Annotated in this window: 17 protein-coding genes; 13 read left to right on the top strand and 4 right to left on the bottom strand. The window is 65.6% G+C overall.

Going from position 1 to position 23,918, the window contains the following annotated elements:
• Positions 1 to 10 precede the first annotated feature (10 nt).
• Positions 11 to 886 carry a LysR family transcriptional regulator gene (locus tag VGV07_RS24565; protein ID WP_326871361.1) on the bottom strand — a complete coding sequence of 292 codons (876 nt, stop codon included), beginning with the start codon at positions 884 to 886 and terminating at the stop codon, positions 11 to 13.
• A gap of 195 nt (positions 887 to 1,081) precedes the next feature.
• On the opposite strand from VGV07_RS24565, the gene VGV07_RS24560 reads away from it, so the two are divergent.
• The 6 genes from VGV07_RS24560 to VGV07_RS24535 all read left to right on the top strand — a co-directional run bounded on the left by VGV07_RS24560 (position 1,082) and on the right by VGV07_RS24535 (position 7,925).
• Positions 1,082 to 2,065 carry a nucleoside hydrolase gene (locus VGV07_RS24560; protein ID WP_326871360.1) on the top strand — a complete coding sequence of 328 codons (984 nt, stop codon included), beginning with the start codon at positions 1,082 to 1,084 and terminating at the stop codon, positions 2,063 to 2,065.
• Between the two features lie 29 nt (positions 2,066 to 2,094).
• A complete protein-coding gene (locus VGV07_RS24555) occupies positions 2,095 to 3,411 on the top strand; it encodes a sugar ABC transporter substrate-binding protein (RefSeq protein WP_326871359.1) in 1,317 nt (438 codons plus the stop codon).
• A gap of 247 nt (positions 3,412 to 3,658) precedes the next feature.
• Positions 3,659 to 4,528 carry a sugar ABC transporter permease gene (locus VGV07_RS24550; RefSeq protein ID WP_326871358.1) on the top strand — a complete coding sequence of 290 codons (870 nt, stop codon included), beginning with the start codon at positions 3,659 to 3,661 and terminating at the stop codon, positions 4,526 to 4,528.
• Positions 4,525 to 5,382, top strand: a complete 858-nt coding sequence (locus tag VGV07_RS24545) for a carbohydrate ABC transporter permease (RefSeq protein ID WP_326871357.1) — start codon at positions 4,525 to 4,527, stop codon at positions 5,380 to 5,382. The genes VGV07_RS24550 and VGV07_RS24545 overlap by 4 nt, the downstream gene beginning before the upstream one ends.
• A 13-nt stretch (positions 5,383 to 5,395) precedes the next feature.
• Positions 5,396 to 6,382: an adenosine deaminase gene (gene add, locus VGV07_RS24540; protein WP_326871356.1), complete on the top strand. Its 987-nt coding sequence runs from the start codon at positions 5,396 to 5,398 to the stop codon at positions 6,380 to 6,382.
• A gap of 304 nt (positions 6,383 to 6,686) precedes the next feature.
• Entirely contained in the window at positions 6,687 to 7,925 is a 1,239-nt protein-coding gene (locus VGV07_RS24535; RefSeq protein ID WP_326871355.1) for an AGE family epimerase/isomerase, read from the top strand.
• 45 nt (positions 7,926 to 7,970) lie between these two features.
• Here VGV07_RS24535 and VGV07_RS24530 read toward each other — a convergent pair whose 3' ends face one another.
• Entirely contained in the window at positions 7,971 to 8,309 is a 339-nt protein-coding gene (locus VGV07_RS24530; RefSeq protein WP_326871354.1) for a hypothetical protein, read from the bottom strand.
• Between the two features lie 117 nt (positions 8,310 to 8,426).
• On the opposite strand from VGV07_RS24530, the gene VGV07_RS24525 reads away from it, so the two are divergent.
• From VGV07_RS24525 to VGV07_RS24510, 4 genes are all read left to right on the top strand, one after another.
• Complete coding sequence (locus VGV07_RS24525; RefSeq protein WP_326871353.1) at positions 8,427 to 8,996, top strand: TetR/AcrR family transcriptional regulator; 570 nt, start codon at positions 8,427 to 8,429, stop codon at positions 8,994 to 8,996.
• 135 nt (positions 8,997 to 9,131) lie between these two features.
• Positions 9,132 to 10,556, top strand: a complete 1,425-nt coding sequence (locus VGV07_RS24520) for an MFS transporter (protein WP_326871352.1) — start codon at positions 9,132 to 9,134, stop codon at positions 10,554 to 10,556.
• Positions 10,557 to 10,619: 63 nt separating this feature from the next.
• Positions 10,620 to 10,976, top strand: a complete 357-nt coding sequence (locus VGV07_RS24515) for a hypothetical protein (protein WP_326871351.1) — start codon at positions 10,620 to 10,622, stop codon at positions 10,974 to 10,976.
• A 155-nt stretch (positions 10,977 to 11,131) separates the two neighbouring features.
• Positions 11,132 to 15,766: a hypothetical protein gene (locus VGV07_RS24510; protein ID WP_326871350.1), complete on the top strand. Its 4,635-nt coding sequence runs from the start codon at positions 11,132 to 11,134 to the stop codon at positions 15,764 to 15,766.
• A gap of 230 nt (positions 15,767 to 15,996) precedes the next feature.
• Here VGV07_RS24510 and VGV07_RS24505 read toward each other — a convergent pair whose 3' ends face one another.
• Complete coding sequence (locus VGV07_RS24505) at positions 15,997 to 16,902, bottom strand: S1C family serine protease (protein ID WP_326871349.1); 906 nt, start codon at positions 16,900 to 16,902, stop codon at positions 15,997 to 15,999.
• A gap of 244 nt (positions 16,903 to 17,146) precedes the next feature.
• Between VGV07_RS24505 and VGV07_RS24500 the strand changes: the two genes are divergently transcribed.
• From VGV07_RS24500 to VGV07_RS24490, 3 genes are all read left to right on the top strand, one after another.
• Positions 17,147 to 18,553 carry an ABC transporter substrate-binding protein gene (locus VGV07_RS24500; RefSeq protein ID WP_326871348.1) on the top strand — a complete coding sequence of 469 codons (1,407 nt, stop codon included), beginning with the start codon at positions 17,147 to 17,149 and terminating at the stop codon, positions 18,551 to 18,553.
• A 144-nt stretch (positions 18,554 to 18,697) separates the two neighbouring features.
• Positions 18,698 to 20,653, top strand: coding sequence for an ABC transporter permease subunit (locus tag VGV07_RS24495; RefSeq protein WP_326871347.1), 1,956 nt, complete (start codon positions 18,698 to 18,700; stop codon positions 20,651 to 20,653).
• Positions 20,654 to 20,880: 227 nt separating this feature from the next.
• Positions 20,881 to 22,206, top strand: coding sequence for an enolase C-terminal domain-like protein (locus VGV07_RS24490; protein ID WP_326871346.1), 1,326 nt, complete (start codon positions 20,881 to 20,883; stop codon positions 22,204 to 22,206).
• Between the two features lie 329 nt (positions 22,207 to 22,535).
• On the opposite strand, the gene VGV07_RS24485 is transcribed toward VGV07_RS24490, so the two are convergent.
• A complete protein-coding gene (locus tag VGV07_RS24485; RefSeq protein ID WP_326871345.1) occupies positions 22,536 to 23,690 on the bottom strand; it encodes a mandelate racemase/muconate lactonizing enzyme family protein in 1,155 nt (384 codons plus the stop codon).
• Between the last annotated feature and the right edge of the window lie 228 nt (positions 23,691 to 23,918).

The following is a 23,918-nucleotide window of genomic DNA, read 5'->3' as shown; positions in this document are numbered from 1 at the left end:
TGCGATGGTTTCACGCGGCGAACTCGCGTTCGAACCAGCGCTTCACCAGGTTCATGACGCGGATCGAGCGATCGTTGCGCCAGGCGAGGTACCAGGAGCCGGGGCGGGTGACGAGGCCGAGCGGGGCGAGCATGCGGCCCTGCTTGATGGCGTCTGATACCGCAGGACCGGGCCCTATGGTGACGCCGAGCCCGGCTTCGGCCGCCTGCAGGGTGTAGAACAGCAGGTCGTAGGAGATGAACTCGCGCGGCTCGAGTGTCACGCCGGCTTCACGGGCCCAGTTGGACCACATGTCGGGCGGCCAGACGGTATCGAGGCGCGGCAGGCTCCACAGATGCTCGAGATCGGCCTCGCGGCCTTTCATCAGCATCGGGCTCACCACCGGGCCGAACGTTTCCGGGGCGACGACGGCGACAGTCATGCCGGGAATCTCGGGCACCGGGCCGACGCCGATATAAATGTCGATGGAGCGATCGGCCGGATTGATCTCGCGGCTCCAGGTGGTGAGGCGCACCGAGGTGCCATCGAGTAGCGCCTCGAGGCTCTGCAGCCGCGGCACCAGCCAGCGCAGGAGGAAGGCGTCAGGCGCCGTCAGCATGATGGTCTGGCGGTTATGGGCGTGACGCAGTTGCTCGGTGCCGCGCGCAATCGAAGCGAAGGCCTCGGAGATGGTCGCGGCATATTCCGCGGCGGCGGGCGTCAGGCGGATCGAGCGGTTGCCGCGTTCGAACAGCTCCACCCCCAGCGCATCCTCGAGATGCTTGATCTGACGGCTGACAGCGCCGTCGGTGACGCTCAGATCCTGCGCTGCCTTCTTGACGCTGCCGAGCCGGGCTGCCGCCTCGAAGGCGCGCAAGGCGTTCAGCAGGTGGCCAGTCTCAACCATTGACGAAAACTCAATCGAACGGCCGATTTGTAAATTGTTGCCGAAGGCCCGTCCAGCCTAGTGTTTTGGCTCGGATGCGAGGCGCGAGGCCGCCGGAACCGGGTTCCTCCCTCTCCAGGTTTCGAAGCCTGGCGCCCTCGTGTCCGGATCCACGCACGGCGACGTTCTCTTCCACTGCCCAGAGCAAGATTTCTTATGTCCGCATCGACTCTCCACCGCATCATCATCGATTGCGACCCCGGCCATGACGACATGGCGGCGATCCTGCTCGCGGCGTCGCATCCGGCGATCAGGATCGAGGCGATCACCACGGTGTGCGGCAATGCCTCGCTGGAGAACACCACGCGCAATGCGCTGAGGATCGTCGACGCATTCGGGCTCGACGTGCCGGTGCATGCCGGCGCCGTGCTGCCGCTGCTGCACCGCTACGAATTCCCGGCCGCCTTCCATGGCCCATCGGGCATGGACAGCGCCGGGGTCGAGCTGCCGCAGACCGAGCGGAAGGCCGATGCGGTGGGGGCGGTCGAGGCGATCATCGCCAAGGTCGATGCCAACCCGGGCGAGGTCACCCTGGTGGTGATCGGGCCGATGACCAATGTGGCGCTGGCGCTGGCGCTGCGGCCGGACCTGGCGACAAAGCTCAAGCAGATCGTCTTCATGGGCGGCTCGGCCACCGAGGGCAACGTCACCCCCGCGGCGGAGTTCAACACCTGGGCCGATGCGGAAGCGGCGCGCATCGTCTTCAGGTCGGGCGCCAGGCTGGTGATGTTCGGGTTGAACCTGACGCACCAGACGCTGCTCAGCCGCGCCGACATCGCCCAAGTGCGCGCCGCCGTCGCCGGCGACAATCCGGTGGCCGACATCATGGCCTTCTATTGCGGCACCTATTACGCCTTTGCCGGCGACGACAAGCCGGGCGCGCCGCTGCACGACCCCTGCGCGGTGGCCTACCTGATCGACCCAACGATCTTCGGCATCGCTCAATTGCCGGGTGAGGTGATCATCGGCGATGGCCCGGGCTATGGGCAGACGCTGATCGATTTCCGCCCTCAGGACCCCAGGCACGACACGCGGGTCAAGAATGTCGGCGTCGCCATGACGGTCGACGCGCACAGATTCACGCAACTGGTGACGCCCGGCCTGATCTGGGGCGCCAGGCGGTTCGCGAAACTGGCCTAGAATTCAGCTACAGGAGAAGGGTACGTAAAATGAAGATGTGGACCACGGCCTTGGCGATCAGCATGGTGGCGGCGATGACCGCCGTACCGGCGCTGGCGCAGGACAAGACGCTCAACATGATCGTCATCGAAGGCGGCGACACCACGGCCATGCAGGCCGTCGTCGATGCCTATACGGCGGCGCATCCGGGCACCAAGATCAACCTGCAGCCCTACCCGTTCGCGCAGTTCTTCCAGGTGGCGGAGCTCCGGCTGCGCTCCAAGGACGCCGGCATCGACCTCGTCTATGTCGATGCGCCGCTGGTCGCGAGCTATGCCTCGCGCGGCTTCCTCGCGCCTGTCGATGCCTCGATCGATACCTCGAGCCTCGTGCCCGCAGCGATCGACGCCGGCAAGTATGATGCGACGCAGTTCGCGCTGCCGATCAACAGCTCGGCGCAGGTGCTGTTCTACAACAAGAAGCTGTTCGCCGATGCCGGCATCACCGCGCCGGACGGGCTCACCGCCGGGCAGAGCGCCACGCAGGCGGAAGTCGATACGCTGGGCTCGACCAAGCGCTGGACCTGGGAACAGGTGGCGGACGCGGCGCAGAAGCTGACCGTCAAGGATGGTGGCCGCACCACGCAGTATGGCTTCACCGTCGAGCAGTTCGGCGAGCTCTACCAGTTGCAGCCCCTCGGGGAATCGCTGGGCACCGACGTGATCGCGCCTGATGGCGTCACCGCCAAGGGTTATCTCGACAGCGAAGCCTGGGTGAAGGCAGGCACCTACTGGCACAACCTCTATAACGAATGGGCGGTGAGTCCGAAGAGCCTCGGCTATGGCGAAGCGGCGTCGCTGTTCGGCAATGGCCAGCTGGCGATGTTCGCCGGCGGCACCTGGAACCTGCCGATCCTCGCTCAGACCGGGGTCGATTTCGGCGTCGCCCCGTTCCCCTATTTCGAGGGCGGCAAGGTGCTGACCCCGACCGGCAGCTGGTATGTCGGCGTCAGCGCCGCCTCGAGCAACCAGGCCGAAGCCTTCGATTTCGCCAAGTTCCTGACCACCTCGGACGAAGGCACACGCGTCTGGTTCAAGGCGCTGAACCAGTTGCCGGTGAGCAAGCCCTTGCTCGACGAGATCAGCACCGCGACCGATTTCGATGCGTTCCCCAATAACGTGTTCCGGCTGGGCGTCTACGACTCGCTCAACACGGCCAAGGCGCGTCCGGTGACGGCGGCCTATGGCCAGTTGCAGGATGCGTTCCGCACCGCGTTCGTCGATATGGCGAATGGCGTGGCGGTGACCGATGCATTGGCGAGCGCCGTGCAGAAGTTCGAGTCGGCTGCGGCGCGCGTGGCGCAGTAGTCTATCGTGGGCGACAAGTTGCCGGCCAGTGACGGAGTGCCTTCTCCCCTTGTGGGAGAAGGTGCCCGAAGGGCGGATGAGGGGTATCTCTCCGCGTACTGGTAGCCCGTCGCTTCGCTCCGGTCTCGCTACACTTCGTTGCGCGGACCCCTCATCCGGCCTTCGGCCACCTTCTCCCACATGGGGAGAAGGCGACTGCCTCAACAATCGTGCCTACGCCTCCATTCACCCGGTGAACCGCTCCACAATGGTCAGAAGCAAAACTCCCCTTTTCCTGCTCGCGGTGCTGCTGGCGCCGGCGCTGGTCGGGCTCGTGGTGTTCCGGCTCTATCCGATCGCGCTGGCGGTCAGCGACAGCTTCTTCAACATGCTGCGCGGCAACCAGGTGTTTGTCGGGCTCGACAACTACGTGGCGCTGTTCACCGATTCCGCCTTCTGGAAATCGCTGCAGGTGACGCTGTGGTTCAACCTCTTGATCAACCCGATCCAGATCGCGCTCGCGCTGGGGCTGGCGCTGCTCTACGTGCAGAAGTTCAAGGGCGTGGCGTTCTATCGGGTGCTTTTCCTCATCCCCATCGGGGTGTCGCTGCCCACCGCGGTGATCATCTGGCGCATCATGCTGAGCCCGGATGGGCTCGCCAACGGCGTGCTCAACATTGCCGGCATTCCCGGCCAGCCCTGGCTGACCTCGGAGAGCCTGGCGCTCTATTCGATCATCGCCATCGCCACCTGGAAGGGCATCTCGTACTGGATGATCTTCATCATCGGCGGGCTGCAGAACATTTCGCCCGAGATCTATGACGCAGCCAGGATCGACGGCGCGCGAGCCTGGCAGCGCCTGATCTTCATCACCATTCCGCTGCTCAAGCCGACGCTGCTTTTCGTGCTGGTTGCCGACGTCTCGATCAATTTCCTGCTGTTCGCCCCCATCTTCATGATCACCCAGGGTGGGCCGGCCGACAGCACGAACGTGCTGATGTACGAGGCCTTCAAGTCGGGCTTCATCTTCGGCGACATGGGCCGCGCGATGTCGATCATCGTCGTGGTGGTTGCCATCCTCCTCGTCATCGTCGGGCTGCAGTTCCGCCTGCTCAACGGCAAGCCGGAGAAGAAATGATGCACGGCACCCCGCACGCGCTCAAGAAGGGCATCGGCTTCGGCCTGAAGCACGCCGCCTATCTCGCCATCGCGTTCATCTTCGTCTTGCCGCTGTGGTGGGCGATCGTCTCGTCGCTTCGCCCCAACACCGAAGTCTTTGCCGATATCTTCCCGTTCACCGCCAAGGCGCTGATCCCCTCGCCATTCTCGCTCGAGGCCTACCAGGGGGTGTTCGACCGCGGCTTCGGCCTGATCATCGCCAACACGATGTTCGTCGCGATCGTCACGATGATTGGCGGACTGATCGTCAACGGCATGGCCGGCTTTGCATTCGCGGTGTTCGACTTCAAGAGCAAGAACGCCATCCTGACGCTGATCATCATCAGCTTCATGCTGCCCTTCGAAGCGATCGCGCTGCCGCTCTACACCGTCACGCTGCAGTTGGGCTGGCTCGACAACGTGGCAGCGTTGATCGTTCCCAGTGTTGCCAACGGGCTGGCGGTGTTCCTGTTCTACCAGTTCTTCAAGGAAGTCCCGAAGGACTACCTCGAGGCGGCCAAGCTCGATGGCGCCAGCTGGTTCGATGTCCTCGTCCGCATCTACGTTCCGCTCTCGATCCCGACCTGCATCAGCGCCGGGCTGCTGCTCTTCGTCTTCCAGTGGGAGGCGTTCCTGTGGCCGCTGCTCGCCATGCCGAGCCAGCAGTTCAAGGTGATCCAGGTCGGCATGGCGGCCTTCCAGCAGCAATACCAGACGATCTGGAACCAGCTTTTCGCAGTATCGGTGATCACTGCGCTCATTCCGATCGCGCTGCTGTTGCCGTTGCAGCGCTATTACGTGCAGGGCCTGGCGAGCGCCGGCATCAAGGGTTGACCGGGAGGGGATAGTGACGCGCGACGAACTCAGGGCGCTGCCCAAGGTGGAACTGCATCTCCACCTCGACTGCTCAATGAGCTTTGCCTCGGTGCATGCGCTCGACCCCAGCGTGACGCCGGAGCGCTATCGCGCGGAATTCCTCGCGCCGCGCAAATGCGTCAACCTCGTCGACTATTTCCGTTATCTCGCGCCGCCACTGGCGCTGCTGCAGAGCCGTCGGGCGCTGACGGTGTCGACCATCGACCTCATGCGGCAGCTCAGCGAGGACGGGGTGATCTATGCCGAAATCCGCTTCGCGCCGCAGTTGCATCGACAGACCGGGCTTACGACCGACGAGGTGGTGGAGACGGTGCTGGCGGCGCTGGTCGAAGGACGAAAGACTTATCCGGTGGAGGCCCGGCTGATCCTCTGTACGCTCCGGCCGGACGACACGGCACAGGGGCTCGACCTGGTGCGCATCGCCGAGAAGTATCGGACAGATGGCGTCGGTGGCGTCGACCTCGCCGGCGATGAGACGGGCTTCGGGCTCGGCGAACATATCCCGGTGTTTCGCAAGGCGGCCGAGCGTGGGCTCAACGTCACCGCGCATGCCGGCGAGGCGGGCGGCGCCGAGAAGGTGCGCGAGGTGGTGGAGCAGCTGGGCGTGCGCCGCGTCGGGCATGGGGTGCGCTCGATCGAGGATGACGCGGTGATCGCGCTGCTGCTCGAGCGCGACGTGCATCTCGAGGTCTGCCCCTCGTGCAACATCCAGATCGACGTGTTCGACCGCTACGAGGATCATCCGGTGGACGCACTGGTGCGGCGCGGCGTTTCGGTGGGGATCAATACCGATGCGCGCGGCCCGACCGACCTGACGCTGACCGAGGAGTATGATCGGCTGCAGCAGGTGTTCGGCTGGGACGCAGCGCAGTTCCGAGCGGCCAACCTCGCGGCAATCGGGCGGGCCTTCGCTGACGACGCGACCAAGGCAGCGCTCCGGGCGCGGCTCGAGGCCTAGGGCATTCCGTCATTCCGACGACCGGCAGAGCCCCAAGCTCGGTGTCATCCCTGCGAAAGCAGGGACCAACTCGCCGCCCGCGCCAGCTGATGCATGGGTCCCTGCTTTCGCAGGGATGACAGCCGGTGGGAATCGAACATCGCGCCAGTTCGAGCATACCGCCAACGATCCATGCTCGTATGGTAGCGCTCGACGCTGCGCTGCCCGCTGGGTAGAAACAGTGCAAACACGACTTTGATTTGTCGCGCTTTCGAACCGGAAAAGTCTGCAACTTTTCCTGAAAGCGCTCCAGAGGGAGCTGAACATGCCGGCGACGACCACCCAACCCTGGCGCAACCGCAGTTACCACCGGCGCTGGCTCCTGGAGCAGGCGGACGGGCTGTTCGGGTTCTTCCAGAATCGGGCGTTCAACCCGCAGGGCGGCTTCTTCGATCTCGATCCGACCGGCCGGCCGCTCAACACTGCCAACCCGGTGCGGGGCATCCACTCGACGGCGCGCATGGTGCACTGCTTCGTCATCGGCAGCCTGCTTGGGCGGCCGGGTTCGGACCAGATCGTCGACCACGGCATGCAGTTCCTGTGGGAACGTCACCGCGATACGAAGGCCGGCGGCTATTTCTGGACGGTCGATAATGACGGGCCGCGCGACGGGCGGAAGCAGGGCTATGGCCATGCCTTCGTGCTCTTGGCTTCCTCCAGCGCCAACCTGCTCGGGCATCCGCTCGCCGACAAGATGCTGGCCGATGTGACCGAGATCCTCGAGACCAGGTTCTGGGAAGAGCAGCACGGCGCCATTGCCGAGGAGTTCAACGCCGACTGGTCGGTGATCGCCCCATACCACGGGCAGAACTCCAACATGCACCTGACCGAGGCGCTGATGGCAGCGTTCGAGGCGACCGGCGAGTCGCGCTATCTCGACAAGGCCGAGCGGATCGCCGACCTGATCATCCGGCGCAAGGCCGGTGAGAATGGCTTCCGCGTTGCAGAGCATTTCGACGGCAACTGGCAGGTCGACAAGGGTTATCTGGGCGACCAGATGTTCCGGCCGCCCGGCACGACGCCCGGCCACTGGCTGGAATGGGCGCGGCTGGTGCTGCAGCTCTGGGCGCTCGGCGGCAAGAAGCACGCCTGGATGCCCGACGCGGCCGAAGCGCTGTTCAAGCAGTCGATCACGCTCGGCTGGGACAAGGACAAGGGCGGGTTCTTCTATAACCTCGACTGGAACGACCAGCCGGATATGCGCGACAAGCTGTGGTGGCCGGCCTCCGAAGGCGTGGGCGCCGCGGCATTCCTCTGCGAGCACCGGCCGAGCGCTTTCCACGAGGAGTGGTACCGCCACATCTGGGACGTGATCGAGAGCGCTTTCATCGATCACACCAATGGCGGCTGGCATGAGCAGCTGACCGAGGACCTGAAGCCGAGCTACACGTTGTTTGGCGGCAAGGGCGACATCTATCACGCGCTGCAGGCGTGCCTGATTCCGCTTTACCCGGCGACCGGGAGCTTGACCAAGGGGATCCTCGCGGAGATTTCCGGCCACTGAGGCCTGCAGGCTCGTTGCCTTGGTCAACCAAGCACGGAGCCGCAGTCAGCTCACTTCCGGCAATTCGGTGCGGGAGCTGTAGAGCTTGATCCCCAGTTCGGTGATCTCCAGCAGCACCAGGTGAATGGCGTCACTGACCGGCGCGAGTTGCGCCGCCGCCGCCGGACTGGTGGCGGCGATCTCGTCGACGGTGCGCTGGAACTCGGTGATATCGGCATATATGGCGGTTGCCGTTTCCTCGAGATCGATCAGTTGCCTGTCGTCGGGCTTCTGCTGGCGCGCCCGAGCAGCGAGCAGGGTCAGCCGCGCGGCTTCGGTGCGCCAGCGCTCGATATTGCGGCCGAAGTGGTTCAGTCGGTCGGCGATTCCGTCGTTGCTGGACATCAGAGCCTCACCATGAGTTTGGTGCTGAACGGGCGAGCGCGTCGTTTCGATGCGTCTCCCGCCGCGGATTGTTTCCGGTTGACATCTTTGCAACTAGTGAGTATGCACTCACTCACCATGAAGTACACGCGCACCAACCTGTCCGATGCGGACACCCGCAGAGAAGCCATCGTCGAGGCGGCGCTGGTGGCGTTTGCCGATGCCGGGTTCCAGGCGACGCCGGTGACGGCAGTAGCGGCCGGGGCCGGGATCAGCCAGGCCTACGTGTTCAAGCTTTACCCGACCAAGGAAGAGCTGTTCGTTGCCGCGGTGGAGCGCTGCTTCACCCGGATCGAGGCGGTGCTGGAAGCGAGCGCGCAGACTGTCGTCAACGGCACGCCAGACGAAATTCTCTACGCCATGGGCGATGGCTACGCCGCACTGATCGCCGATCGCAAGATGCTGATGATCCAGGTGCATGCGCAGAGCGCTTCGGACGTGCCCGCCATCCGCGAGGTGCTGCGCAGCGGGCTCAAGCGCATCGTCAGCTATGTGAAGCAGCGCACCGGCGCCAGCGACGAAGCGGTGCAGCGCTTCATCGCCTTCGGCCAGCTCTGCCACCTGATCACCACCGCCGATATCTACGACCTCGGCGAAGACTGGGCTCGCCTGCTGGCCCGCAACATCCGGCACGCGCCGGCGCTTTGACCTGCCGGTTCACCGGCCAAGACGTGACGTCCACTCGTGACGCCCTGCCCCCCGCTTCTGAGCGGGAACAAGGCGTCATTTCTTGAAGCCAACAAGTGAGTGATTACTCACTCTATCTCGTAGGAGAACAGTTTGATGTCCACCGTTGCCGCAACCGCCGCCGAGACGGCGGCCCCCGAGCGCAGCCGCAATCGCTGGCTGGCCCTGACCTTCCTGGCGCTGGCGCAGTTCCTCGTGGTGCTCGATGCCTCGATCGTCAACATCGCGCTGCCCAGCCTGGGGGCCGGGCTGGGTCTCGACCCGGACCTCCTCACCTGGGTGATCACCGCCTATGTGCTGCCGTTTGGCGGGCTGCTGATGCTGGGCGGCCGGCTGGCCGACCGCTATGGGCACCGCACCATCTTTCTCGCCGGCGTGTTCGGCTTCATCGCCGCATCGCTCGCCGCCGGGTTCTCGATCAATGGCCCGATGCTGCTCATGTCGCGGGCCGTGCAGGGCGCCTCGGCAGCGCTGCTGGCGCCGGCGGCGCTGGCGCTGCTGATGCAACTGTTCCCGGCGACGGATGGGCGCGGAAAGGCGCTCGGCATATGGGGCGCCGTCGCCGGACTTGGCAGCGTTGCCGGGGTGCTGCTGGGCGGCATACTCACCGCCAGCATCGGCTGGTCGGCGATCTTCTTCATCAACGTGCCGGTGGGCCTCGTCGTTCTGGGTGCGATCCCGGCGCTGCTCAGCCGCGACGTGGTGACCAGCAAGGTGCGGCTCGATCTGCCCGGCGCCATCACCATTACGCTTGGGGTCGTGGCGCTGGTGGCGGCGTTCTCGATGGTGCTCGAAGTCGGCTTCCTGTCGCCGGTGACTTTGGGGCTTGGTGCTGCCGGCGTTGCGCTGCTCGGGCTGTTCGCCGTTATCGAGCTTCGTTCACCCGAGCCGCTGGTGTCGTTTGCCATCTTCGCCAGCCGCTCGGTGACGCTGGGGAACCTTGCGGTGCTGCTGATCGGCGGCGCGGTGGTCGGGCTGTTCTTCGTCCTGTCGCTGCACATGCAGAACGTCCTCGGTTACGACGCGATGTTGACCGGCATCACCCAGGTACCGCTGGCCCTGGCGCTGATCGTTGCCGCTGGGGCGCTGCCGCCGGTGCTGGCCAAGTTCGGTTCGGCCCGGACGCTGGCGGTGTCGCTGGTCATTCTCGCGGCCGGCCTTGCCTGGCTGGCGCTGGCGCCGGTTGGCGCCGATTTCGTGCTGCACCTGCTGGGCCCGACGATCATCATCGGCGCCGCGCTGGGCGGGGCGTTCATTGCCGGCACCGAACTGGCGGTGCAAGGCGTCAGCGAAGCCGATAGCGGGCTCGCCAGCGGGCTGGTCAACACCAGCCAGCAGATCGGCGGCGCCCTCGGCCTTGCCCTGCTGTTCACGCTGGCGACCACCATGACCGACGGCCTCGGCGCCAATGGGGCCGACGAGATCACTGCGCTCGCCGGCGGCTACTCGGCAGCCTATCTCGGCGCCGCCGGACTGGCGCTGCTCGGCGCCCTGATCGCCGCCCTCGCCGCGCGCCAGTGATCTTCAAAGCACCGGCGCGATGGCGTGCCGGTGCGCCTTCCTCAAAGCCAAGGAGTACAAGCAATGACCACCGACAACTTCACCGCCCCGCCCAAGGACAGGTCGCACAAGCTTGCGCCGCGCTACGTCACTTGGTCCGCCATTGTCGCCCCCGTGCTGGTGCTGACCGGCTGGGCCTTTATCGCCGCTGTGCCAATCGCGCTCATGACCTGGGGCACGTGGACCGACAAGCGGGTTCGCGCGCTGCGCTGGTGGAGCGGGTTGACTGCCCTGCTCTACGCCATCCCGTTGGTGCAGTACCTGCTGCGCTCCAATCCCGAGGCGAGCATGTCCTCGATGCTGCACCCGGCCATGGGCATCGCCATTGCGCTATCGGCTGGCGTGGTGGTGCTCAAGATTGTCAAAAGCCATCGTGGCTGAAGCAATAGACGGGCCGGCGGCACAACAACCAGCCGCCGGCCCCTCGACTTAACAAGACTAGTGCCGTCGGCTTCCTGTCGTGTTATTGTCGTTGGGCGGAGTGCACGCGACAGGGACGGCGCGTGAGCCTAGGGGCGTAATGGCGAGGAGAGGCCATGACGTCGTTTTGCGGTCTGCGGATCAGTCGGAATCAGTTCGTCGGCGCACTTGCCGCGGCACTCATCGCTTCCACGACATTGCTGGCAACGGCTGCCGGGGCGGCTGACGAGGCGATCTTTGCGCCCGGCGAGCCTGTGGTGACCGGCTTTGCCGGCGTCGTGCCGCCGGAGGCGCCACCGGCCGGCGCCGACCCGCTCGACTACACCTTCATCGATCCGGCGGGCCGCTCGATGGTGATCCAGCACCTGCAGCCGGATGGACCGCCGACCGGGCAGTTGATCCCGGCTGAGCCGGTATTCTCGGCAACCGCCGCCGATGTCGGGCAGGTATTCGGGGTGGCGCTCGACGATGCGCCCGAGTTCAGCGGCGCGGCGGCGCCCAACATCTACCTCGCGGCGAGTTCGGCGTTCGGGCTCAACATCGTCGTGCCGGATGCCGACGGCAACCCGATGCGCAGCAAGCTCGGGGCGCCCGAGGCCAGCTTCATGCCCGGCCAATGGGGCACCGCCGGCGGCGTGGAGGGCTATCCCGGCTCGATCTGGAAGGTGGATGGCAGCTCCGGCGAGATCTCGCTGTTCAGCACCATCGCCGCCAATAGCGGCGCCGGCCTGGGCAGCCTGGTGTACGACCCGGCCAGCGCGCAGTTTTTCGTGTCCGACCTCGATACCGGCCTGATCTACCGGCTGGCGGCAGATGGCATCATCCTCGACACTTTCGACCATGGCGTCGTCGGACGGCCGACGCATGAGCTCGAACCGGTGGCGGACGACGGCAGCGCCATGGCCATCACCGATCCGGCGTTCAACAGCGAGGATCCGGCGACCTGGGGCTTTACCCAGCCGGAGCGCAAGGTGTTCGGCCTCGCGGTCAGCGGCGGGCGTTTGTTCTATGCCGTCGCGGCGCAGATCTGGTCGGTGCGCATCAATGCCGATGGCAGCTTCGGTGCGGCGCGCTGGGAGCTCGATATCGCCGACCTGCCCTCGAGCAACGAGATCGCCAGCATCGCCTTCGATCCGCAGGGACGAATGATCCTGGCGCAGCGCGGCCCGCAGGCCGGCAGCTACGACTATTCGGTATTCGCCGAAGCGCAGACTTCGTCGGTGGTGCGCTACGAGCGCGAATTCCCCGATGATCCGACGACGCCGGGCACCTGGGTGGAGACCCCCGACAGCTATGCCATCGGCATGGCGCCGGAGGGCAGCAACGCCTCGGGCGGTATCGCGCTAGGACCGGATTTCGATGAGGAATCCGGAACGCTGGGCGGCGCCTGCAGCGCCTACCTGTGGTCGACCGGCGACGCGCTGCGCGACAACCTGAATGTCGACGCACCGCTCGATCCGCCGACCCAGGTGCATGGCCTGCAGGGCAATGCCCTGGCGCTGGCGCGGCCGCAGAACGACCCGCCGACCCTATCATTCTTCGCCGACTATGACGGCAATACCGATGACGATCAGGCTACCGCACAGGGGCATGTCGGCGCGGCCGCCATCTGGCAGGTGTGCGAGAGTGCGCCGGCCACCTACGTTCCGCCGCCGGCCGCGCCGCCGCCGGATTACCTGCCGCCGAGCTACGAGCCGGACGAAGACGAACCGGATCTGCCCGATGAGCCGCAGTTCAACAACCTGACGCTGGAGAAATGGGCGAAGCCCTTCTTCTGCTTCGACGGTGGCGCCGACTGGTGGTGCAACTTCACCATCCGGGTCGAGAACACCGGCAGCGAACCCTATTGGGGACCGGTGGTGGTCAACGACCACCTGCCGGCCAACAATCCCGGCGCCGGCATGAGCTTCTGGCCGCAGCCGCCATGGTCGTGCGGCCCGACCGGGCCGACGGCCTATAAGTGCGTCACCGGCCCGGTGCTGCTCTACCCCGGCGACGGCGTGGTGCTGCACGAGGTGGTGAAGCTGCCCAAGGCGCTGGTGAACTATTGCCACCTCGCCAATGCGGCCGAACTCGACTGGTTCTGGGGCGGTGATGACGATCCGAGCGACGATTTCAATATCGGCGTGGCCGGCATCAAGGCGCCCGGCTGCTTTGCGGTGCCGGGCAGCGACCTGGTGCTCGAAAAGATTGCGGCGCCAAGCTGTGCCGATGGCGGCGCGACCTGGAACTGCTCATACGTGGTGCTGGTGCAGAATGCCGGGCCGGGCAACTATTCCGGGCCGATCACCGTCACCGACACGCTGGGCCTCAATGCTCCGACGACGACGCTGGGCCCCTGGGCCTGCGCCCAGGCCGGGCCGGTGCTGACTTGTAACATCCTGGCGCCGCCGGTGAACGTGCCGCCCGGGTGGACCTCGGGGTTCCTCGTCACCTCGCATGTGCCGAAGGGCATCCTGCCGGCGCTCTGCGGCCTCGACAACAAGGCCAATATCGCCACGCCCATAGGCGGGTCGCCGACCAACCTGTTGCCCGGCAACGACTTCGACGCGGTCACCGCGCCGATCCCCGATCCGGCCTGTGCCGGGCCGGCGCAGGATATCGACCTCAAGATGCACAAGACCGCGCTCGGCTGCTCGCCCTTCTTCTATGGGGTGAACGGCTATCTCTGCCAGTGGCGGATGACCATCAGCAATGTCGGCACCGACCCCTATCTCGGGCCGCTGTCGTTCGTCGACAGTTCGGCGGGGGTGACGACCAACTTCCTCACCCTGATGTACCCATTCTGCACCGGGGCGGCTGTGACCACCTGTACGCCGCCGGGAGCCGTAGGGATCAATCCGGGCACGCCCATCGTCGTGCCGTTCCACACCTTCATTCCGGACGGGCCGGGCGTCTGCTCGGTGACCAACAACCTGTCGATCCTCGCCCCGAACCCTGGTTCGCCGCAAAATCCTGGCGGCAACGATTCCGACACGGTCGGCCAGATTCTGCCCAATCCCGCCTGCATCGCACCGGGCGCGCCCAAGCTGAACATCCAGAAGACCGCCACGGGCTGTGCCTCGGATCCTTCCAGCGAGAACTGGCTCTGCGACTTCGACATCACCGTGTTCAACTATGGCGGTGGCCCGCAGCCGGGGCCCATTCAGGTGCGGGATTTCAACGACAAGCCGACGACGTTCTCCGGGGCGGCCTGTGTGCCCGCCGGGGTCGATCAATGGCTCTGCACCCGTCCGGCGGCGTTGCCTTCGCTGTCGAACTGGAGCTTCCAGGCGACGACGACGGTCAATCCCAACAGCGTGACGCTGGCCGACTGCAACGTGATCAACACCGTGCTGATCACCAACCCGCCCTCCGGCGGCGACCCGGGCTACCTCGCCCAGGCCACCCAGAAAGTGCCGCAGCTGTTCATCAACCTGGGGCCGGGGCCGGTCGCGGTCTATTGCGATCCGCCCAGCCTCAAGCTGACCAAGACGGCGATCAAGACGGTCAAAGCCGGCGACGGCTACGACGCGACGTTCACCGTCCGAGCCACTTCGACCGGACCCGACCCCTATATCGGCACGGTCGAGGTCGACGAGCTGCTGCCGGACGGGACGAGCTTTGTCTCCTCCAGCAACTGGGCCTGCGTGCCCACGACCGACAACGACATGCACTGCTCGTCGACGTTCAAGACCATCCCGGTGGGCAAGTACACCGAGATGACGATTACCATCCACATCCCCACCGAGGTGGCGGTGGCGGGCCAGTGCAACATCGTCAACACGGTCAACGCCTCCATCTCGGCGGCGGTGCTGCATAGCGACGAGGGGGTGCAATACACCGCCTCGGCGGCGGCGCAACTGCCGGCCAGCGTCTGCCGACGCGGTGCTGAACCCGAGCCGGAACAGTGTCCAACCAGGCAGGTGATGCCGAATGGCGGCTGCTGCGAGGCCGGCACGCAATGGAACGGCAAGCAATGCGCCAAGCCGCGGCCGACGGCGCCGAAATGCCCCGCCGACAGCCACCTGAACGATGCCGGCAAGTGCGTGTGCGACGCGGGCACGCGCGGCGATCCGGGCAAGTGCAAGCCGATCCAGTCGACGCCGAGTTGCGACTTCCGCGACAGCCGGCTGGTCAATGGCGAATGCGTCTGCAAGCCCGGCACGCATGGCAACCCCGGCAAATGCCGTCCGGACGTGGTCGAGGAGCCGACCTGTCCGGATGACAGCCGCATGCGCCGGGGCGAATGCGTCTGCCTGCCAGGAACGATCGGCAAGCCGGGCAATTGCCGGCCCGAAGTGATCGAGCCGATCTGCCCCGATGACAGCCGGCTGCGTCGCGGCGAATGCGTCTGCCTGCCGGGCACGATCGGCAAGCCCGGCAACTGCCGGCCCGAAGTGGTCGAGCCGGTCTGCCCGGACGACAGCCGGCTGCGCCGTGGGGAATGCGTCTGCCTGCCGGGAACCCTCGGCAAGCCCGGCAATTGCCGGCCTGAAGTGATCGAGGAGCCGACTTGCCCGGACGATAGCCGCCTGCGCCGCGGCCAGTGCGTCTGCCTGCCCGGTACCAGCGGCAAGCCCGGCAACTGCCGGCCGGATATCGTCGAGGAACAGACCCCAGCCTGTCCGGACGATAGCCGGCTGCGCCGCGGTCAATGCGTCTGTATCCCGCCGACGACCGGCAAACCGGGGGCGTGTGAGGCACCAACCCTGGAACGCGAGCCGCTGCGGCCGCTGCGGCCGGGACTGAAGTTCCCGACTATCAACTGACTTGGGGGGCAGTGGCTAACTTCAGCTCTGCCCCCAAAACCATCGTGGCTTACCCCTCATCCGGCCCTTCGGGCCACCTTCTCCCCGACGGGGAGAAGAATCTGGATAGCGCCGTGATCACCCCTATTCCTCTCCCCGTCGGGGAGAGGGTGGATCGGCCGTCAGGCCGAGACGGGTGAGGGGTTGGCGGGTACTGAGCGAGAGGCCAATTGCCTGCCCCACCGAATGCCCTACTGCAGATGCGGCTTGCGCAAAAAACTGTTGCGGTCGGCGGATTTGATGCGGACCCAGGTATCGCGACCATCGCGCACCACGCGCATCGGGAACTCGGCGCCGGCGGGGCCGCTGCTCCATACCTTGCGATAGAAATCGGCGAGACTTTCGACCTCGCTGTCGCGCACATCGGATATCACGTCGCCCTGGCGCAGACCGGCCTTGGCGGCCGGGCCGCCATCGGCGACGCTCATCACCACCACTTCGCCGTCGCTCTCGGCCGAGAATACCCCGAGCCAAGGTCGGGGTGGCCGGTTGACCTCGCCGCGGGTCAACAGGTCGTCGAGGATCGGGCGCAGCAGGTCGATAGGGACCACCATGTTGATATCGGCGGTTTCGCCAGCCCGCATCATCTGCAGGCGGAGCGAGCCGACGCCGAGCAGCTTGCCATCGGCGCCGATCAGCGCCGCACCGCCCCACGAGGGGTGCGCCGGTGCGGTGAAGATGGCTTCGTCGAGCAGGTATTCCCAGTAGCCGGCGAACTCCTGCTTGGCGACGATGGTGGCGCGGATCGAGCGGCCAGTACCATCGGCAAACACCACCGCGTCGCCGAGCTGGGCGTCGGCCGAACTGCCGAGCTCGAGCGCCGGCAGGTCGAGCGGCCCGAGCGCCTGCACCAGGCCAAACCCGGTTTCCTGGTCGTAGGCGAGGGCGTGGGCGGCGACCACCCGGCCGTCCGGGGTAGTTATCCACACCTCTTCGGCTTCGGTGATCAGATAGCCGATGGTGAGCACCAGGCCGTTCTCGCGGATTACCACGCCGCTACCCTCGCGCAGCGTGCCGAGGCCGGCCGCAGTGAAGGCGTCGTCGGGGATGGTGGATCGGACGGCCACGACTGACCGCAAGGTCGGATCGATATCCATGCTCTTGTCCTGGAGTTGCGGAAACCGGCGGGCGCCGGGCTTTTGGCCGGACGCGATGCCTGTGCACAAGGTAGGCAATGGGTGGGGGCCCCGCAAGGTCTCAAGAGCCGAACCGTGAGGTACGTGTTGCAGCAGAGCGAAATCTGTTCAATGGTGCAGGTGTTGTCATACAAGGTGGACGTGAGAGCCGCCGACGAGCCGTGACTAGGAGAGACTGCCCAAACGACGAGGAGGAGAAACTACCATGACTATCAAGAAGTTGAGCCGTCGCGACGTCCTGAGGGGGAGTGTTGCTACCGGCGCCGGACTTATCGCCGCGGGGAGCGGCTTTCCGGTTTTCGCACAGGACGCGGCGCCCGCGCCTGACGAGGCCCTGCCCGTCGGCGGCTCCGGCAAGCTGACCGTCATCCACCGCACCGAATATTTCGAAGCGGCACAAACGGCGTTCCGCGACACCGTCCAGGCCTTCGCCGATGCCAAGAACGTCGAACTCGACATCTCGACCACCAACCCCGAGTCGTTCGGCGACTTCATGGGCAAGATGACGGCGGCGGTGAAGGCCGGCAACCCGCCGGATTTCGCCTACACGTCGAACGTGTCGATCTCGCAACTGCACCTGCTCGACCTGGTCGAGGACATGACCGACGTGGTCGACGAAGCGGTCAAGCGCTACGGCGACATCATGCCGGGCCTGAACGCCGCCAAGACCGCACAGATCGATGGCAAGTGGTGGGCGGTGCCGCTGATCGGCACCACCACCGGCTACTATGCGCGTGGCGACAAGCTCAAGGAAAAGGGTATCGACCCGGCCTCGCTCAAGACCATCGTCGATCGCCGCGAGGCGGCGCTCGCCATTTCGGGACCCGACTTCTACGGCTGGGGCTTCACCCCCAACCAGTCCGGTGACGGCTTCGGCTTCCTGATCGCGACGGTGCAGGCCTTCGGCGGCCACTTCACCGACGAGACCGGCCAGGTGGTGACGTTCGACTCGCCGGAGACGGTGGCGGCGTTCGAGTTCCTGCGCGAAACCTACGACCGCAATGGCAAGTATGCCGCCATGCTGCCGCCGGGTGTCGAGAGCTGGAACGACACCGGCAACAACGAAGCGTACCTGGCGGGCCAGATCGGCTTTACCCAGAACGCCTTCTCGATCTACGCGCAGGCGAAGCGCGACGGCAATCCTGTCTATGCCAACACCCTGCTGCTGCAGGCACCGGCGGCGCTCAACGGCGACAGCCGCGACGGCGGCAATGTCGGCGGCTGGATGACCGTGTTCAAGGGCGCACCGAACGCGGCGCTTGCCAAGGAACTGGCGCTGAACCTGCTCGATCCGGCCAACTTCGGCAAGATCGCGGCCCTGGGCAGCGTGCTGTTCACGCCCGCCTACCAGAACCTGTGGACGCCCGAACTGCTGGCGGCAGAGCCGAACCTGGCGACGATCAAGCAGGCGGTCGACGTCACGGATCCGTTCCTCGGCCAGTCCTGGCCGGCGAACCCGAATGCCGGTGTCGATGCGATCCGCGCCCAGGGCGTGCTCGAGCAGTCGGTCGGCAACGTCATCTCCGGCCGCATGGCGCCGGCCGATGCCGTCAAGGATGCGCACCAGAAGATGCGTGACCTCTTCGAGGAAGGCGGAATCATGCAGCCCTAAGGCTGCCATGCTTCCTGGCTGGGGGCGGGCTACGCTCGCCCTCGGCCATCCCGTGCCGGCCAAGGCAACCACGTCGTGCTGCCAGGTCGTGCCCAACTCCTGCGCCCAGCTTTCTCGGGCGCTTCAGCTGGAAGGAGCTTGACCATGGACAAGCGCATTACTCTCGATATGCCCGTTGCCGGCACCACCACTGCCGCGCGTCCGCGGTTCAAGCTCAAGAATATCCTGGGCCGCGACTGGAGGATCGCCTACCTGTTCGTCCTGCCCATGGTCCTGTTGATGGCGGGGCTGATCTTCTGGCCCTTCATCAGCGCCATCCTCATGTCGATGACCACCTTCAATTTCAACACCGGCGACACGGTGCAGGTGGGCCTGAGGAACTACCAGCGGCTCTATACCAATTCCGACTACCTGCTGAGCCTCTCGAACACGATCAATTTCACCTTCTGGTCGCTCTCGATCAAGTTCGTCACCGGCATGACCATCGCCATGATCCTGCATTCCAAGTTGCCGTGGCGCAACCTGATGTCGGCGATCATGCTGCTGCCATGGATCGTCCCCGAGATCGTCACGGCTTTGGCCTGGAAGTCGATCTACGACCCGCTGTTCGGTGGCCTCAACCCGATCCTGCAGGGCGCCGGCATCATCAACAAGCCACTCGGCTGGCTGTCGGATTCGAACCTGGCGCTGGGCAGTGTCATCGCGGTGAACGTCTGGAAGGGCATTCCGTTCTTCACCTTGCTGCTGCTCGCCGGCCTCAAGGCGATCGATACCGAGCTCTATGAATCGGCGGAAGTCGACGGCGCCAACGCCGTGCAGCGCTTCCGCTACATCACGCTCCCCGGCATGCGCTACGTTATCCTCGTGGTGCTGCTGCTGAGCTTCATTTCCACCTTCAACCAGTTCGGGCTGATCTTCCTGATGACCGGCGGCGGGCCGAGCGGCGCGACGCGGCTCTACTCGATCCTTGCCTACGAAAAGGCCATCGGCTCCCTGCAGTACGGCCCGGGCAGCGCCATCGCGCTCTCCGTGGCGCCGCTGATGGCGTTCCTGATTTACCTGCTCTCCAAGTACATGCGGCACGACGAGCGCGCCGCCGGGGTGCAAAAGAAGGGTCTTGGCATCGGCAAGTTCTTCGGCCGGCTGTTCAGCGCCGTGCTCGACGTCTTCTTCTGGCCGTTCGACATGCTGAACCGCGGCATCGAACAGGTGGGTCGGGCGCTGCGCAAGCGGATGACCGGTTCGACCGAGAAGCCGGTGTTCAAGCCGCAGGGCCGCGAACGCATGGGGATCGGCATTCGCATTCTGATCCTGCTGCCGATCATGGCGTTCGTGCTGTTCCCGTTCTACTGGGTGCTGATCACCTCGTTCAAAACCACAACGCAGATCAGCCAGCGGCAATCGATCTTCTGGCCCGACCCGCCGACGCTCAACCAGTACCAGGAGCTGCTGTTCGGTTCGCCGTTCCTGCACTGGCTCGGCAACTCGATCCTGATCGCGGCGCTCAGCACCATTATCTCGGTGGCGATCGCGGCGCTCGCCGCCTATGCGCTGACCCGGCTGAAGTTCCTCGGCGCCGGGCTGCTGACCACGGCAATTCTCATCACCTACCTGTTGCCGGGGACGCTGATCTTCATCCCGCTCTACCAGACTCTGAGCGACCTGGGGCTGATCAACAGCTATGGCGCACTGCTCACCACTTACCCGACCTTCCTCGTCCCCTTCGCCACCTGGGTGCTGATCGGCTATTTCCGCTCGATCCCGGTGGAACTCGAAGAAGCAGCGATGATCGACGGGGCGAGCCGGCTCTACGCCTTCATCCGCATCACCCTGCCACTGGCGGCGCCGGCACTGCTGTCGGTGGCGCTGTTCGCCTTCACCAATGCCTGGAACGAGTTCCTGTTCGCCTTCGTGTTCATCACCTCGGAATCGCTCAGGACGCTGCCGATCGGCCTCCAATCAATGGTGGTGGGCGACATCCTGCCCTGGGGCGAACTGATGGCCGCCTCGCTGCTGACGGCTATCCCGGTGGCGGTGCTCTACATGTACGCCCAGCGCTTCCTCGTCGGTGGGCTGACCGTGGGGGCGGTGAAGGGGTAACGCGCACTGACTTCCCTCTCCCCTCAGGGGCACGGGACGAGGGCGCAGCCCTCGCCGGGAGGGGGCGCGCAGCGCCGGATGAGGGATGCAGCAGTAGCGGCGTGCTGGGTAAGCCAGCATGCCGAGAGACTGCACCCCTCACCCTGCTCCGCTAGGCGGCAAGCCGCCAAGCTTCGCTGCCCTCCCCTGAAGGGGGCGAGGGGCAAACTGTTCAACCGAGCTTCCCAATGACCGCCACCCCCACTATCACCGCCCTCCGTGTCGTCCCCGTGGCCGGCGAGGACAGCATGCTGCTGAACCTCAGCGGCGCGCATGGCCCGCTGTTCACCCGCAACATCGTGCTCCTCACCGACAGCGCCGGCCGTACCGGGCTCGGTGAAGTCCCCGGCGGCGAGGCGATCGCACGAACGCTGGAAGACAGCCGCGAGCTGGTGGTGGGGCGCGAGATCGGCGCCTATCGTTCGGTGCTGCGGCAGGTGGGCGAGGCGTTCGCCGGCCGTGATGCCGGCGGGCGCGGCGCGCAGACCTTTGACCTTCGCATTACCATCCACGCGGTGGCGGCGCTCGAGTGCGCCCTGCTCGATCTGATGGGGCAGTTTCTCGGTGTGCCGATGGCCGAGCTGCTCGGCGACGGCCAGGTGCGCGATCGCGTCGAGATGCTGGGCTACCTGTTCTATATCGGCGACCGGACCAGGACGCCGCTCGGCTACCGCGCCGCAACCAGCGGCGACGACTGGGAAAGGGTACGCGATGAGGTGGCGCTGACCCCCGCCGCCATCGTGCGGCTCGCCGAGGCAGCCGAGGCGCGTTACGGCTTTCGTGATTTCAAGCTGAAAGGTGGCGTACTGGCAGGCGAGGTGGAAGCCGAGGCGATCGAAGCGCTGGGCGAACGCTTTCCCGAGGCCCGGCTGACGCTCGATCCCAACGGGGCCTGGTCGCTCGAGGAAGCGGTGAAGGTCGCGAGCCGGCTGAAGCCGATCCTCGCCTATGCCGAGGACCCGTGCGGGGCGGAAGCCGGCTTTTCCGGCCGCGAGGTGCTGGCGGAGTTCCGGCTCCGCACCGGGGTAAAGGTTGCGACCAACATGATCGCCACCGACTGGCGGCAGCTGGGACATGCGATCAGGCTCGGCAGCGTCGATATCCCGCTGGCCGATCCGCATTTCTGGACACCGCGCGGCTCGATCGACGTGGCAAAGCTCTGCCAGCGCTGGGGCCTCACCTGGGGCAGCCACTCCAACAACCATTTCGATATCTCACTGGCGATGTTCACCCAGGTCGGCGCCGCGGCACCGGGAAGCATCACCGCACTCGACACCCACTGGATCTGGCAGGACGGGCAGCGGCTCACCAAAACGCCGCCGCTGATCCGTGACGGGCACGTCGCCGTGCCGGACCGACCGGGGCTTGGCGTGGAGATCGACGAGGCGCAGCTCGAAGCGGCGCACCAGCGCTATCGCTCGCTGCCGGCGGGCAGCCGAAACGATGCAGCGGCGATGCAGTACCTGATCAGCGGCTGGAGCTTCGACGCGAAGCGGCCGGCTTTGGTGCGGTAGGGGTGGCTAACTGAAGCAGACGGCCCCCTCCCGGCCTCCCCCATAAAGGGGGAGGTGCCCTGCCGGCGTGTTTGGCACGATCGAAGACCGAGCCTCGACTCTTCACCTCCCCCTTTATGGGGGAGGCCGGGAGGGGGCCGTCTCTATCCGGCGTATTGGGCCCCACCCCACCCAGCTTCGCTAGGCGGCAAAGCCGCCAAGCTGCGCTGCCCTCCCCATCAAGGGGAGGGAGAGAAAGAACCGCTGGCTGTGGTGCCGGCGTATCCCTCCCCATTGTGGGGAGGGATCAAGGGTGGGGGTGGTCACGCGCTCCGAGCGTCGTGGCTGGCTCACTCGAACCACGTCGTCCCCGGATACTGGTGCTGCCTTGCGACCTCCTCGTTCAGCTCCAGCCCGATCCCAGGCCGATCCGTCAGCTTGATCCGCCCGTTCTCGATGATCTCGCCGCCATCGGTGATGGTCGACCAGTAGTCGCGGTGGAACCAGTGGAACTCGAGGACGAGGAAGTTGGGCACCGTAGCGCAGACATGGGCCGAGGCCATCGTGCCGATCGGTGACGATACGTTGTGCGGCGCGAACGGGATGGAATAGAGGTCGGCCATCTCGGCAATCTTGCGGCACTCAGACAGCCCGCCGCATTTCGGGATATCGGGCATGATGATGTCGAGCGCCTGCTGCTCGAACACTTTTCTGAAGCCATGGCGCAGATAGAGGTTTTCGCCGCCGCAGATCGGCACGCTGGTCGAGCGGGTGATCTCGGCCATGGCGTCGATATTCTCGGGCGGGATCGGCTCTTCCAGCCACATCAGCTGCAGGTGCTCGAGATCCCTCGCGAGGCGGATGGCGGAGTGCTTGTCGAGCCGGGTGTGGAGGTCGCAGGCGACCTCGACTTCCTTGCCGGCGGCTTTCACCACCATCTCGGCCAGTTGCACCATGCGGTCATGCTCCCACTTGTTGGGAGTCATGTTGAACCGGTCCTTCTCGTACCAGCCGGTCTCGGTGCCGGTGTGGCCGTAAGCGCGGATATCGAGATCGACCTTCAGCGCCGAAAAGCCGGCTTCGAGGACCTTGTCGACCTCGGCCTGCACCTCGTCCATGTTCATGCCGGGCGACACCTCGCAGTCGCAATAGACGCGGATGTCGTCGCGGAACTTGCCGCCCATCAGCTCGTAGATCGGCACCTTCAGCGCCTTGCCCTTCAGGTCCCAGAGGGCGATTTCGATACCGGTGAGCGCGGTGATCAGCGCGCCGGCGAAGCCGCCTTCGAACACCAGGCTGCGCCGGGTTTCCTCGAAGATCGCATCGATGGCGAAGGGGTCGCGGCCGATCAGCCGTTCCTCCAGTTCCTTGATGATGGCGATGGCCTGGTAGCCGCCATGCACGCATTCGCCGAGCCCGGTGATGCCGGCGTCGGTCTCGATGCGGACCCATAGATGCATGCAGTGGCCGCTCGTCGCCGCCGTCTTCACCGAAGTGATCTTCACGTCGCTTCTCCCTCGTTCTGGTCCCGCGATCCTCCCCGAGGGACGTACATCAGGTTACAGCCCGAGGCAGCGTTGGCAATCGCCGATCGGGCAACAAAGCGTAGGCCGAAAGTCTTATGCTCCACTCCCGGAAGCTATGGTCGCGATGACGCGCGGCGGCATGCCAGGATGGGCAACATCGAAGTTGCGCTCGCCCGAGACCAGGCTCTGGCGCATCAATGCCGCTCG

It is taken from the genome of Devosia sp., assembly GCF_035944845.1.
Taxonomy (GTDB): domain Bacteria; phylum Pseudomonadota; class Alphaproteobacteria; order Rhizobiales; family Devosiaceae; genus Devosia_A.
The sequence above is the reverse complement of the archived record's forward strand: the minus strand, read 5'-3'. Positions and strand labels throughout refer to the sequence as shown.

Coding starts and splice junctions, on each gene's coding strand:
- VGV07_RS24495 (WP_326871347.1), top strand. CDS start 18,698: ATGGACAAGCGCATTACTCTCGATATGCCCGTTGCCGGCACCACCACT.
- VGV07_RS24535 (WP_326871355.1), top strand. CDS start 6,687: ATGCCGGCGACGACCACCCAACCCTGGCGCAACCGCAGTTACCACCGG.
- VGV07_RS24530 (WP_326871354.1), bottom strand. CDS start 8,309: ATGTCCAGCAACGACGGAATCGCCGACCGACTGAACCACTTCGGCCGC.
- VGV07_RS24555 (WP_326871359.1), top strand. CDS start 2,095: ATGAAGATGTGGACCACGGCCTTGGCGATCAGCATGGTGGCGGCGATG.
- VGV07_RS24500 (WP_326871348.1), top strand. CDS start 17,147: ATGACTATCAAGAAGTTGAGCCGTCGCGACGTCCTGAGGGGGAGTGTT.
- VGV07_RS24520 (WP_326871352.1), top strand. CDS start 9,132: ATGTCCACCGTTGCCGCAACCGCCGCCGAGACGGCGGCCCCCGAGCGC.
- VGV07_RS24565 (WP_326871361.1), bottom strand. CDS start 886: ATGGTTGAGACTGGCCACCTGCTGAACGCCTTGCGCGCCTTCGAGGCG.
- VGV07_RS24510 (WP_326871350.1), top strand. CDS start 11,132: ATGACGTCGTTTTGCGGTCTGCGGATCAGTCGGAATCAGTTCGTCGGC.
- VGV07_RS24490 (WP_326871346.1), top strand. CDS start 20,881: ATGACCGCCACCCCCACTATCACCGCCCTCCGTGTCGTCCCCGTGGCC.
- VGV07_RS24545 (WP_326871357.1), top strand. CDS start 4,525: ATGATGCACGGCACCCCGCACGCGCTCAAGAAGGGCATCGGCTTCGGC.
- VGV07_RS24560 (WP_326871360.1), top strand. CDS start 1,082: ATGTCCGCATCGACTCTCCACCGCATCATCATCGATTGCGACCCCGGC.
- VGV07_RS24550 (WP_326871358.1), top strand. CDS start 3,659: ATGGTCAGAAGCAAAACTCCCCTTTTCCTGCTCGCGGTGCTGCTGGCG.
- VGV07_RS24525 (WP_326871353.1), top strand. CDS start 8,427: ATGAAGTACACGCGCACCAACCTGTCCGATGCGGACACCCGCAGAGAA.
- VGV07_RS24515 (WP_326871351.1), top strand. CDS start 10,620: ATGACCACCGACAACTTCACCGCCCCGCCCAAGGACAGGTCGCACAAG.
- VGV07_RS24505 (WP_326871349.1), bottom strand. CDS start 16,902: ATGGATATCGATCCGACCTTGCGGTCAGTCGTGGCCGTCCGATCCACC.